Origin of the sequence: Methylobacterium gregans, assembly GCF_022179245.1 — a bacterium.
GTDB lineage: Bacteria > Pseudomonadota > Alphaproteobacteria > Rhizobiales > Beijerinckiaceae > Methylobacterium > Methylobacterium gregans.
In genome coordinates, this window is record NZ_BPQM01000131.1 from 1 (window position 1) to 12055 (window position 12055).

Below are 12055 nucleotides of genomic sequence, written 5' to 3' on the forward strand. Positions count from 1 at the left end.
AAAAGGAAAGGCCCGCCGGTCATCCCGGCGGGCCTTTCCTTTTCGGGGACGCCTCCGGCGCGTCAGACGCCGCAGATCTCCCTGAACCCCTCGACGAGGCGGGTCTGCCGGTCGAGCAGGATCTCCAGATCGCGGATCTGCTGCCGGGCGTGAGCGAGCTCCGCCTCGGCGCGGGCGGCCCGGTTGAGCGCGGCGGCTTGGTCGGCGCGGGCCTCGTCGAGGCGGTCGGCGAGCGCGACGACGCTGTTCCGCGACGCCCGCTGCTGCCGGCGGATCTCCCTCATGCCGTCCTGCAGAGCCACGTGCCCGAGGGCCAGACCCAGGCCAACGGTCCCGGCAGCCTCAATGCCAAAGTTGCGGGCGTGGTGGGTCATGGGGCGGCTCTCCAGGGCGGGGCGATCTCGTGCTCTCAAGGTGGGCCTGGCCGGAGTCCCGGGTCAAGAATCTGGGGAAGATGTCCACAATCGACGGTAAACGGATCCCTGGCCTCTTGTGCCTTGCCCTGTGCGCCCGAATCGGACGCACGTCGGGCCGACGTCGGGCCGGATGCGCCCGCCGCCCCTGGAGGCCTCCGGGGACCGGCTTCCGGAGCCGCCCGGAACCGCGCCCCGCACGGGCTCAGAGGGGCCATCGTCCGGACGGCGTCCAGATCGGAAATTCGTTTCTAAAAACCGTAGCCTCGTTTCGTTGTGTAGGAGTAACGGGGGAGTATCGGTGGTGCTGAAAACCACTCCCGGGGGGTGACTGTTTTCGGACGCTCGGTGTGTTGGCCGTCTCACGGGCCGGGGCGAACTTCCCGCTTATGGCCTCCACCCGCCTCAAGATTGACGTCTCCGCCCTACGCCGGGCCGGCATCACCCGGGCGAAGGAACTCCGCAGCGCCCTCGACGAGGCCGTGCTCTACCTCGCCGCCTCTGCCCGGAAACGGCTGCGCGAGGTCGCGGTCCAGGTCCTCGACCGGCCCATGGAGTTCACGGTCGACGCCTTCAAGTACAGGCCCGTCCCCGGCGACGCCCCGGCCGCCCTCGTCTACGTCCTGCCCACCGCGGCGCGCTACCTCGCCCGGCAGGTGTTCGGCGGCGAGCGCGAGCCCGGCGATTACGGGACGGTGTCCCGAGGGATCCTGGTGCCGGGCCGCGACGCCGTCCTCGACGAATTCGGCAACATGCCCCGGTCGCAGGTCTCCGAGGCGGAGGCCGAGGGCGCGCGCTGGACCCCGACGCGGGGGAGCGCGCAGGTGCTGATCCTGCCGGGACGGGACCGGCCGAGGATCATCGCGGCCGCCGAGGACGTCGCGGTCTACGAACCCCGGCTCCCCTTCTACGACGTCGTCGAGGAGGTCGTGCGCGAGCGAGGGCCCGGGGCCCTGCAGCACGTCCTCAGACGATGAAGAGCGGCGTGGCCGCGCGCAGGTCGGCCCAGTCCGGCACGCCGAGGACCGGCGCCGTATTGTCGGACGCGCTGCGGAAGGTGGTGACCGCCCGCCAGGTCGCGCCCGCGTCGAACGAGATCATCGCCGCCGTCGAGTTCGCGGTGTAGGCGAGGAGCGCGCCGAGGTGCGGGATGCCGATCAGGCCGCCGCCCCCGCCCGACGGCGGGGGCCCGTCCACGAGCGTCGTGCCGTCGAGCGAGACGCTCCGGAAGCGCGCGGCCAGCGTCGCACCGGTGGCCGGATCGGCGACGCCCGGTCCCCGGAACAGCCCGACGGCGCCGGGCAGGAGCGCGCTCGCCAGGAGGCTGTACTGGCCGACGAAGACGTCCCTGCCCGACCCCCATTGCTGCGCCCGGGAAGTGTAGAGCCCGTTCGCGACCGAGCAGGGCACGGCGTCGCGCCGCGAGTAGAAGACGGAGAGCGGCACGAAGCTGGCGCCGGTGAGGTCGGCCCGGACGATCCCGTACCAGGACGCCCTCACCATCGAGACAAGGGCGGAGCCGTCCTCCAACATCTCGACGTCGATCTCGTCCACGTCGACCGTCGCGGACGTCGCGACGAAGCTCTGCCGGCCGAAGGCGCGGGTCACGTCCCCGAGGACGACCCGCACCCAGAACACCGTGTTGGCCCGGTCGAGCACGCGCGGGACCCCGGTGAACGGCAGGGCCTGGAGCCCGCCGGGCGCGACGCGGGCGAGCGCGGTCGCGCCGGCCGAGTTGACCGCGTAGGCGATGCGGAGGCGGGTCACGTTGGCGCTGGTCTCGTAGCTCCAGGGCGTGGTGCCGGGCTGCGTGCCGTTGGCCTGCTGGATCTGCGCGACCCAGCCGTCGCCGGTGCCGTAGGTGAAGCTCGCCGTGCTGAAGCCTGACTGCCCGGGGATCGCGCCCGAGGATGCCCCGGTCGCGAGGTTGCGGATGAGGAAGCTGCCGCCCGACCCCGTGTACAGGGCGTCCGCGGCCGCGTTGACGGAGTGGAGCTGGTAGCCCGTCACGAACGGCGGATAGGCGTAGTCGGCCACCGGCGCCGCGGCGAGCCCGGTCGAGCCGACGTTCCAGATCCCGACCCGGCCGGCGGCGGTGAGCGCCGCGACCTGGGCGCCGGACGAGACCGAGGTCACGAGGTCGTTGAAGGCCGACGCGCGCACCCGGAAGAAGTTCAGCCGGTCGAGGGCGGCGTCGTAGGTCATCCGGTAGAAGCGTCCGGCCGGGGTCACGTACTGACCGGCCGTGCGCGCGGGCGCCTGCAACGCCGGCGGGTTCAGCATGAGCGGCCGGGTCAGCATCAGGCGTAGCCCCGGCCGGCGAGGTAGCCGAACGTCCCGACCCCGGGGATGACGACGAGGACGTAGCTGTCCCAGCCGTCGGCGGCCGCCGCGGCGAGGAGCGACGGCTTGCTCCCGTCCCCGGCCGGGTCGAGCACGTCCTTGCTCCACTTCACCCCAGACCACGACGCGACCGCGCCCTTCGGCCGGTAGAGCCAGAGCTTCAGCCCGAGGAGGAACTGCGGGCTCGGCGCGAGGGCGTCGAGGTCGGGCGGGGCGTCCGGCGCGCCGACGGCGACCGTGACGTTGCCGGAGGCTTTCACGACGAAGTTGGTCGCCTCATTGGGATCGAGGGTCACCGTGTCGCCGACGGCGGCCGTGCCGAGGTGGCTGTAGCTCTCCCGGTAGGCCAACATCTCGGCCCGGGTCTGGGGGCGCCAGGCGAAGTCGTTCGGCCGCCCGCGCATCGCCGGCCCCTCCGCCCCGAGCTCGACGGCCGAGGACGAGGAGCCGCTCTCCAGGCGCGAGGACGAGGCGCCGTCGCCGGTCGAGACGATCGGCGGCGCCGACCCCTCCTTCAGGTCCGGCACGAGTGGGGCGCGGCCGGCGTCCCGCTCCGATCCCTCCAGGACGTTGCGGACCAGCGTGGCGAAGGCGGCGTCGAGGTCAGACATCGTCGGGGCTCGGCGGGTTGCACTGGCGGGGGCCGTGCCAGGCCGAGACCGCGAGCGGGATGAAGTCCTGGAGACCGGCCTGGCCGCCGATCTGGTTCATGGCGAGGATGATCCTGGTCGGGACCTTGCGCAGGACCTGCTTCGGGTCGTTGGCGCTGGCGTCGTCGCGGCCGGGGACGTTCCCCCGGAAGTCGTGGGCCTGCACGTAGGCGAGCTGGTCGGCGACGCCGTTCTCCAGGTAGGCCTCGCCCCCCGGCACCGGGCCGGGCGTGGGCGGGAACCCGGCGAACGCCGCGATCGCCACCCGATCCCAGGCCTCGCCGGTGTAGCCGACGGTCAGGTCCCCCGGCTCGCCCGGCTCGCCGGTGCCGTCGCAGCTCGCGATCCGGATCGTGGCCTTGGGGTAGCTCCCCGCCGCGGCGCTGTCCTTGATCGTGAGCGAGACGACCTTGCCCTCGGCCCAGCCGCCCGGCAGGTCGACGTCGTCCGCCTCGATGCGGGCCCGCCATGCCGTCGAGAACCCCGAGGCGACGATGTCCTCGAAGGGGACCGACCACTCGTAAGTGTTGCGCCGCTGCGCGAGGGCGATCGGCTTCGCCGCCTTCAGGACGAGCGTGTAGAGCGCGTTGATCCCGGCCGGCGTGCGCCAGAACGTGGCGCCCCCCGGGCCGCCGACGTAGCTCTGGTCGGCGAGCGCCAGGCTCCAGCGCCCGGCCTGCACGTCGGCCGCGAACGAGCCCGACGAGACGTGGTCCTTCGCCGCCTGCCAGCAGTTCCAGCCGAACCGGCGCACGTCCCCCGGCGCGTAGTGCGTCACCGGCAGCCACGGCGTCGAGACCTGGTCGATCGAGGGGTCCTCGGTCCGGACGTCCAGGCTCTTGATCGGCGCGTCGGGATCCGTGCACGCGGCGTTGAGCAGGAGGAAGGAGACGATCTCCTCGCGCTTGATCCGGGCGACGTAGGCGAGGACGAGCTCGACGTCGAAGTAGGTGACGTCGAGGTTGATCGCGAAGGGCGCCTTAGGGTCGGGCTTCGGCTCGCCCTCCTTGCGGACGTAGACGAACTTGCCCTTCGAGCCGTAGACCGGCCCGACCGAGGCCGGCTGCGGCCCTTCCGCGAACCGCTTCGGGTCGACCTTGGTCACCACCCGCTTCACGACCGTGTAGCCGGAGCCGCCGGCGATCGTGCTCCCGACCTGCGGGATCCCGCGCTCCAGCTCGTCCGGGGTCAGGGTCGCGATCCGGCCGGAGGCGATCACCACGCTCGGGTTGAAGCCCCCGAACAGGGAGTTCGGATCCGAGGCCGGGCCGACGTTGAGCTCGGGGAAGAGGTTGCGGATCGCGGCCGAGAGGTCGAGCAGGCCCTGGAGGAGCTGCAGCCAGGAGGCGGTCGCGGTGACCTGCATGCCGCGCAGGGGCTGCCCGGTCTCGCCGATGGCGATGCCGCCGCCGTCCTCCCAGCCGATCCAATCGTCGGGCCGGAAGGTGCGCGAGGGCAGCCCCTCGCCGAGGAGCTCGGGCGTCGAGTAGGCCCCGGTGACCCGGTCGAAATGCCCGATGCGCCGGTGCCCGTCGAGGATCTCGGTCGGGTCGCTCTGCCGCCGGGGCGAGACGAAGATCGGGTGGAAGCCGATGAACTGGCGCAGGACCGAGAGGCCCTGGTCGCGCAGATCCTTCCAGTTCGAGAGGAGCCCGGCGTCGAAGTTGAGGGTGCTCCTCGCCGACGAGGATCTCGCGCACCTCCTCCTTCTCCGGCTCGGGGGCGAGGAGCTCGCCGAGCTCCTTCAGCTCCGCCTCGCTGAAGCCGAGGCCGGTGAGGTCGAGGTCGAGGTCGCCGGCGTCGATCGAGGCCTGCAGCGACTGCAGCTCCTCGGCCAGCACCTTCTCGTCCCAGCCGGCGTTCAGCGCGATCCGGTTGTCGGCCAGCACCAGCGCGGCGCGCTCCTGCTCGGACAGGCCGGTGACCCGGATGCACGGGACGCGGTCGAGGCCGAGCCGGCGCGCCGCGGCCATGCGCCCGTGGCCGGCGATGATGACGCCGTCGTCGTCCGCGAGGATCGGGTTGGTGAAGCCGAAGCGTTGGATCGCGGCCGCGAGCTGCGCGACCTGCTCGTCGGAATGGGTGCGCGCGTTGCGGTCGTAGCCGCGCAGGGTGCGCACCTCGACGATCTCGATCGCTGCGTACCTCAACGGATCGTCGGTGCGCACCTGTAAGTCCCTGAAACTGCACGAGGTACGCGGGGTGCGTACCCAAACCGAACTTGTGTGAGCCGCCGGAGCCTTGACCGCATGACCTGAAGGCCTTGACCCCCCCGGGGAGGGACCCGCCCCCGGGCCTCCCCGGCCCGGATCACGCCTCGACGCGCGCCGGCCGGGACGTCGCCGACGTCTCGCGGCGGGCGCGCAGCATGGCGCGGGGATCCTCGCCCGGATCGAAGCCGACCAAGCGCGCCGTGCCGTGCCTGACGGCCTGCGCGACCGCCTGCGGGACGTGCTCGCCCCTCAGGTCGGAGGGCCGCACGATGACGGGAGTGTTTCGGTAGCCCACGGGGTCGCTCCATCGCCTGCCGGAAGGGGCGCCCGGGCGGATGGTCCATCCCGGGCGCCAAGTCGGTTCCAGCGAGGGGCAGGCTCGGAGGCGGCCGTGCGACGGACAACACACCGCCGGGCCGGGAGCGGACGCGGTCCCTCCCCGGGGACCGGCGGGCTAGCCGACGGTGTCGCGCGAGATGCGGGCGACGAGAGCCGGGACGGTGGCGGCGGGCACATAGCCCCGGCGCTGCAAGGCATGGGCGGCCCGGCGGACGATGCCCTCGACGTGGACGGCGTTGGGATGCGTCCGGCCCCCGGGCCCGCGGGCCCCGGTCAGGGGCGCGTCACGGATCGCGTCGACCAGCGCCCGGTCGAGCTCCCTCGGATCCGGAAGGCCGCTAGCCTTGCGCTCGGCCCGTTCCTTCCGCTTCCGCTCGGCGTCCTCGCGCTTGCGCGCGTCGGCCTCCATCCGCTGCAGGATAGCGAGCTGGCCGGGCGTGCGCTTGCGGGTCAAGGCGGGGGCGAAGGCGGTCTCGGTCATGCCAGGAGTGTCGCTCCCCAGGACGCAAAGATCGAGGTCGGGGCGCTCAGACCTTCACCACCCCTGCCGACGACGTGAAGATCCTCACCACGGGATCGACCCTCGGGGCATGAAGATTTGCACCACCTTCACCCGCCATTCCCAGCGCCATTCCCCTCTACGGAAGGGTCCGGGGCAGGTGTGATTTCGCGCTACAATACTAATCGATGAGACCATCCTCACCCGCACCGGCCGGGCTCCCCGCCCTCTCCGCCCCCCGCCAGGTTCTATAGATTAGTATTAGAGGACCGTCTGAGCCTCCGTCCCGAGCCCGTCCGGAGCCGCCTTCGCAGAGGGGAAGGGGCTTGTTCCTGCCACGCCGGGTGGTACCCTCGGGTGGTGAAAATCTGCAAGCGATAGCCATGGCCGCCTCGACCAAGCCCTCCGCGACCTCCGCCCCGTCCGCCCGCGCCCGGCGAGCGCCCTTCGTCCCGGGCGTGCGCGGCGACCTTGGGCAGGCGACCGCCTCGCCCCAAGCCTTCGCCGCCGTTGCCCCCTCCGTGCCGCGTCCGGTCGCCTACCTCCTCGACCGCCGCCTCTGTGCCATCCCGAGGCTCGGAGCGCGGGACGTGGCGCTGTGGGAGTGGATCGTCTCCTACGCGATCGCGGTGCACCCCGACGGCCTGCCGGCGCAGGTCCACGAGCCGGCGATCCCGGTCCGCCCCGCCCTGGTGGCGATGAGCGGGCGCGGCCGTCCCGTGCAGCCGCGCGAGCTCTCCGACAGCCTCGTGAGGCTCTTCGGGGGCGAGCGGCAGGACCTGGCGATAGGCGACGCGTTCCGCTGCTCGCTGCCTGAGTGGGTGCCGCCGCTGCTGCGGCAGGGGCTCTACGGCTACCTCGACCTCGCCGTCCTCGCCGGCCTCGCGACGAAGAGCGGCGCGCTGCTCTACCGTCATCTCGTCGGCCGCCTCGCCGCCGAGCGGGTCCGCTTCATGCCAGACGCGCGGCCCCACGTGGTGACGATCCCGGTCGCCGAGCTCGGCGAGATCCTCGGCATGCCCGCCCCGATCCGGATGGGGCCGCTCCGGATCCGCTACCTGAAGCCCGCCCTCGCCGACCTCGCCAACCACGTGACGGCCTTCAAGGTAGAGGCCGAGGAGGCCAAGGATGAGCGCGGGCACAACGTCGCCGTGGCGTTCTCGGTGCGCCTGCGCCCGCCGGAAATGCGGACGGCGGCCGCGCGGCTCCTGGACAGGGGTGACCTGTCGTTCCTGCAGGCCCACCCGGATGAGCCCTCCTTCCAGCTGAAGGTGGCGACGCTGGTGAAGCTCGGGTCGGCGATCCCATCCCGGCGGGTGACCCAGCCGAAGGCGGGATCGCGCCGTCGGCCCGAGGCCGCCTTGGCGTCCGAGATGCATGCCTGGCGACGGCTCTGGCTCGCCGCCTTGGACGAGGCGCTCACGGGCACCGCCCTGACGCCGAGCTACGAGACGGGCACCTACCGGGGGCAGAGGCTGCTCGACGCGATCGCACGGGACGGAGCCGACCGGGCGTTCTGGGCCTTCGTCATGGCCGAGGTCGAGACCCCCGACCTGCAGGTCCGGCTCGACGCCTCTGCCAGCCACGAGCCCATCCGGATCCTCGCGGCGGCCGAGAGGGCCAGGATCCTGCGCTTCCGAGCCGCGCGCGCCGAGCGGCGCCGGGCGTTGAGGCATGCGCGGGCCGAGGGCACGCTGCCGCCCGCGACCCCGAAAAACACGATGACCGATTCGCGACCGATGACCGCTCCCACCCCCGTCGTTCCCCCTGTCGCCCCGGCGCCCGCGCCCGCCGCGCCGACGCCTGACGCCGCGCTCGTCGCCCTGCTCGCGACCGACGAGGCGAAGGCCGAGGCCAGGAAGTTGTGGTGGTACTGGCAGCCCGCCTCCGAGTTCCCGCGCCTTCACGCGGCCGCGAAGGCCAAGCTGCTCCTCGACGAGGACCTCGATCGCCAGTTCCCGATCTTCGCCCGAGCGGACGAGGCCATGGGGGGCGAGTACCGCAAGAACCTGCGCTGGCTAGCGGAGAAGTTCGACATGCCCCGGCAACCGCACGAGGACCCCGTCGCCACGAAGGTCCCGCCCTTCGTCGACGCGGACCTGGCCGAGGGCATGGTCACGTTCCTCGGCCTAACCCTGACGGTGCCGGTGCAGAACGGGCTCGCTGCCGACCCGAAGGCCGCCCTCCTGCGCGACCGGGATTTCATCATGCGTCGAGTGCAGAAGATCCGGTCGGAGTGGGAGGAGCGGGCCGCACGGATCGGCGACCGCTTCCAGCGCGGGGTGCCGCGCACGTTCGAGCAGAAGCAGCGCGAGATGTACGGTACGCCGCTGTTCGTGGCCACGGTCAAGGATCGAGACGGGATCTACCGCGCGGCACCCGAGCCGAAGGATGACTAGACGCTGCGGAACCTTGGCCGTGGTCGCGCGTTTGCCTCCTTCGGCCTAGTCCGTCTGGACACTGTCGCTTTTGATGGCACCTTCTCTATCGCGTGGCGCGAAAACAACGATTCGGTCCTTTGCGCCCCGGGGGTCTGCCAGATGTACAGCGTCTCCTCCATCGCGGAGGACATCCTCTACGGCTCGGATAAGCCGGGTATCGGCGTCCGCAAGCGTGCCGTCCGCACCGATTGTGCGGCCAGCTACCTCTCCGAAAAGCAGGTCCTCCTCGACATGTCTCGGGCCCGGATCTGCCGGATGGGCGTCCGATCCGAAGACGTCCATCGATCCCTGGCGACCTGGCGCGCCGGGGGAGCACCGGCGCTTCCTCGAAGGCGACCACGATTGCGATACCAGCCCGAGGCGGGCCTACCAGCTCGCCGAGGCGATCGGGCTGCGCAAGGCTGCCTTCGGGGACGATGATACCGACCTCGTGAAAACGGCGGCCCCTTCGCCCAACCTGCGCACCGCGGCCGTGCCGGCCCGCTGACCCCGGTGTGTTGTCCGTTGCATGGTAGGGCTGCCCGCTTGCCCAACGCTACCCCCCGATGCCGGCGTCGCCTCACCCGTCTCCCGTCCAGCGAGGATGTGCCCGCCAGAGACCGCGTGGGCCACGGCAGCCTCACGCGAGTTGCAGACGCCTTAGCCTTAAAACTGCCCGGGGGCCTGCGCCTGGCTCACCATGGAGCCTGGCCCCCGCATCCTCCTGCAAGGCCGCGGCCGCTACGGCACCCGCGAGACATCGGGTACGGCGAGCAACCTCATCATCCTCCAATGGGCCCGCGGGGTTAGCATTGACTACGACTAGACGGGGCGGGGTCACACGGTCGTTCCGTACAGGCAGACCGCTAGGGGCTTAGGCCGCCCTCTTCTCGGGGCCGGGATGCCGATACCTGGCGCTTGTCACCTCAGGCGAGAAGTTCAGACTCAATGTTGTCGTGGCACCAAATTTTTCCATAAGGGGTGTCAACCTCAAAGTGAAAGAGATCAACTTGGCCGGACCTGTGAAAGTACATCAAATTTTTGTCTTTGAGACGGCCGTTGACTTCGCAAACGATGTAGTCGCGTTTGTCGTAGCCATCCTTAGAGGACCACGGCTTGATGCCGACATACTTTAGTAGCCTACCCTGGTAGTCTTCCTCATGACCGATTAGATCGTCGGATGTCAGGCAAGCTTTTTCGGTCTCTTGCGCGACAGCCGCCTTAGCATCAGCCCAGGCGCGGCGCATCGCACCAGCAAGATGAGCCCGCGCCCCATCGCCGATTGTTGTCGCCGCCTCTCTCGCCAAAGACCACGACCGGCGCATGATCGCGCCCAAGTCATACCGGCTCCGCTTCGACATCACGCAAATCCCAAGTGATCTACAAGTGATGGCGAGCCTGTTGCCAGTTAGTTGAAATGTCCAGGCGGCGAACCATGGTTGTGTTCAAGCAAGCTGGCCTGGTGAAAGCAGAGGATGTGGCATTTGCTAGGGGATGGCTTTTTCATGCGCTCGGGACGGGCGAGGAGCCGCCCGCCAGCCTCAAAGTCGGAGCCGTTGGCGCAACGGGCCAAATAACCTTAAATCCAGTCAGCGAGGCAATATCGCGCTCCTAATGGCCCTCGGTCCAGGTTCGGGCGTGACACAAGGAAGATCGGTTATCCACAAGATCCTCGTGCCTGTAGGCTTGGGCGACCATCCCCCGCCGGAAGGGCTGATGGCCAGGGCAACCGCGGCGATCGAGGTTCTCGCCGTCGACGGTGCCAAAGGCAATGCCGGCAGTGCAGAGTTCGCATGGCTCTACGTCGTCGTGGCGGCGTATGCCGGCATCTCCTACGGCTTCTCCCTGTCGACGAATCGCAAGTTCCTCGGCGTCATCGGAAAATCGCGATTGGCTTGACGGCCAAGCTCTACGGCTTCCTGGATGATGCGGATTACAAGGCGCTCGCCGATGAGCCTCTCGCGAAGGCCGTGACCGCCTACTGGCGCGCGGAGAGCCACACCACCGCGATCGTCGTCGTCATGCTGGTGGTATCTGCCATGGAGGATGGCTGGATCGACCGGAACGCGCTGCGCGACCGGTTGCGATAGCTAAGCCAGAGTACCGGCCAAGCCCTGAGGGTGCGCGTGACGGGCGCAGTTCCGCGTCCTTCGGATCCTATCCGGGCGGGGAAACCCAGCCGAATGCCGGGCGCTCGGGATGACGATGTACTGCGGGCGACTTCGCGGGTGGGGCCCCGGCGAGCCCGCCGGCCGCACGGGCCTGTCGGCTCGCTCGGTTCGTTGCGCTCGCAAGGCGCCTCGTGATCGCGTCGCATCCGAACTATTCCGGGGCCCCCTAGCGTTCCTGGTGGCTGAATGCCGCGAGCTGCGCGCCCGGCTGCAGGGGTCCTTCGACGGCCAACTCGCAACCGCGTGCCGGCAGAACAAGGCTTGGCTGCGCGGCAGCTAGGGCGCGAGGTCACCCAGGGCCTCGACGTCGTCATCGGGAATGGGTCGCTGTCGCGGCCGGCGAGGCGGGACGCCGTTCTCGTCGAGGCCGGCCAGTTGGTTTACGTATAGCGAAAGGGCCCGAACGTCCTCCAGCTCGGGTGGATCGTGGAGCTTGCTGGTGACCCAGGTTCTGTCCCGCGACATGCCGAACCAGTCGCTGGAGTAGGTCGGCACGTGACATCTTCGAGTGAACGAGTGTTCGCCTCGGCTCGGGATTTGCAGCCCCTGCCATGCATTTACGAAGCGCTGCGGCAGCTTGATAATAATTGCCTCCGGGTCACGGTCGCGTTCCAGTCGGACTTCCTTGATCAGGAGGTCGCGTTCCTTCGCGATGATCTCCCGGAAGTGTTGGGCCAGCGGAGCGACCTGGAACAGGGGGAGCCAGGGGAGCGTGTGCCCCTCCAGCATCTCGACAAATAGCTGCCGACCTGGAGGCTTCTCCGGCCTGAGGCGCTGCCTCCTGCGTTCGAGATTCCTCTCATCGAGCTTCCTTTTCAAATCATAGCTGAGGTTGGCGTAGATGACGCGGCGGATGATCGGCATGGCATGTCCTACCGCACCGCGGTTGACGCCTCGTCTATGCCGCGTCGCCCAGCGAGGCCGCCATCTCGTCAAGACTGGGAGCGAACTCCTGACCCATTGCAGACGGTCGGAATGTCCGCTTCCAGGCAGTTCAATGGACCCGG

Annotated in this window: 12 protein-coding genes and 1 pseudogene; 4 read left to right on the plus strand and 9 right to left on the minus strand. The window is 69.9% G+C overall.

Annotated features, from left to right (window positions below; translation table 11 throughout):
- Positions 1 to 62: 62 nt before the first annotated feature.
- Positions 63 to 374 (minus strand): hypothetical protein, encoded by a 312-nt coding sequence (locus tag MFF54_RS22615; protein ID WP_096484942.1) that lies wholly within the window; start codon positions 372 to 374, stop codon positions 63 to 65.
- A gap of 428 nt (positions 375 to 802) precedes the next feature.
- On the opposite strand from MFF54_RS22615, the gene MFF54_RS22620 reads away from it, so the two are divergent.
- Entirely contained in the window at positions 803 to 1390 is a 588-nt protein-coding gene (locus tag MFF54_RS22620) for a hypothetical protein (protein WP_096484941.1), read from the plus strand.
- On the opposite strand, the gene MFF54_RS22625 is transcribed toward MFF54_RS22620, so the two are convergent.
- From MFF54_RS22625 to MFF54_RS22650, 6 genes and pseudogenes are all read right to left on the minus strand, one after another.
- Positions 1380 to 2714 carry a hypothetical protein gene (locus MFF54_RS22625; protein ID WP_096484940.1) on the minus strand — a complete coding sequence of 445 codons (1335 nt, stop codon included), beginning with the start codon at positions 2712 to 2714 and terminating at the stop codon, positions 1380 to 1382. The genes MFF54_RS22620 and MFF54_RS22625 overlap by 11 nt on opposite strands.
- Entirely contained in the window at positions 2714 to 3367 is a 654-nt protein-coding gene (locus MFF54_RS22630; protein WP_096484939.1) for a hypothetical protein, read from the minus strand. Before MFF54_RS22630 ends, MFF54_RS22625 begins: the two co-directional genes overlap by 1 nt.
- Positions 3360 to 4772 carry a hypothetical protein gene (locus MFF54_RS22635; protein WP_096484938.1) on the minus strand — a complete coding sequence of 471 codons (1413 nt, stop codon included), beginning with the start codon at positions 4770 to 4772 and terminating at the stop codon, positions 3360 to 3362. The genes MFF54_RS22630 and MFF54_RS22635 overlap by 8 nt, the downstream gene beginning before the upstream one ends.
- Before the next feature lie 568 nt (positions 4773 to 5340).
- Positions 5341 to 5574, minus strand: a pseudogene (locus MFF54_RS27970) (ParB/Srx family N-terminal domain-containing protein); the annotation flags it as partial.
- Between the two features lie 142 nt (positions 5575 to 5716).
- Positions 5717 to 5914 carry a hypothetical protein gene (locus tag MFF54_RS22645; RefSeq protein WP_096484937.1) on the minus strand — a complete coding sequence of 66 codons (198 nt, stop codon included), beginning with the start codon at positions 5912 to 5914 and terminating at the stop codon, positions 5717 to 5719.
- A 159-nt stretch (positions 5915 to 6073) separates the two neighbouring features.
- Complete coding sequence (locus tag MFF54_RS22650; protein ID WP_096484936.1) at positions 6074 to 6439, minus strand: hypothetical protein; 366 nt, start codon at positions 6437 to 6439, stop codon at positions 6074 to 6076.
- 401 nt (positions 6440 to 6840) lie between these two features.
- Between MFF54_RS22650 and MFF54_RS22655 the strand changes: the two genes are divergently transcribed.
- Positions 6841 to 8856 carry a hypothetical protein gene (locus MFF54_RS22655; protein WP_096484935.1) on the plus strand — a complete coding sequence of 672 codons (2016 nt, stop codon included), beginning with the start codon at positions 6841 to 6843 and terminating at the stop codon, positions 8854 to 8856.
- Positions 8857 to 9803: 947 nt separating this feature from the next.
- Here MFF54_RS22655 and MFF54_RS22660 read toward each other — a convergent pair.
- Positions 9804 to 10214, minus strand: coding sequence for a hypothetical protein (locus MFF54_RS22660; protein WP_157914161.1), 411 nt, complete (start codon positions 10212 to 10214; stop codon positions 9804 to 9806).
- A 379-nt stretch (positions 10215 to 10593) separates the two neighbouring features.
- Here MFF54_RS22660 and MFF54_RS22665 point away from each other — a divergent pair, with 379 nt between their 5' ends.
- Positions 10594 to 10776 carry a hypothetical protein gene (locus tag MFF54_RS22665; protein ID WP_096484934.1) on the plus strand — a complete coding sequence of 61 codons (183 nt, stop codon included), beginning with the start codon at positions 10594 to 10596 and terminating at the stop codon, positions 10774 to 10776.
- Positions 10773 to 10967: a hypothetical protein gene (locus MFF54_RS22670; protein ID WP_096484933.1), complete on the plus strand. Its 195-nt coding sequence runs from the start codon at positions 10773 to 10775 to the stop codon at positions 10965 to 10967. Before MFF54_RS22665 ends, MFF54_RS22670 begins: the two co-directional genes overlap by 4 nt.
- 357 nt (positions 10968 to 11324) lie before the next feature.
- Here MFF54_RS22670 and MFF54_RS22675 read toward each other — a convergent pair whose 3' ends face one another.
- Entirely contained in the window at positions 11325 to 11912 is a 588-nt protein-coding gene (locus MFF54_RS22675; RefSeq protein WP_096484932.1) for a hypothetical protein, read from the minus strand.
- Positions 11913 to 12055 lie beyond the last annotated feature (143 nt).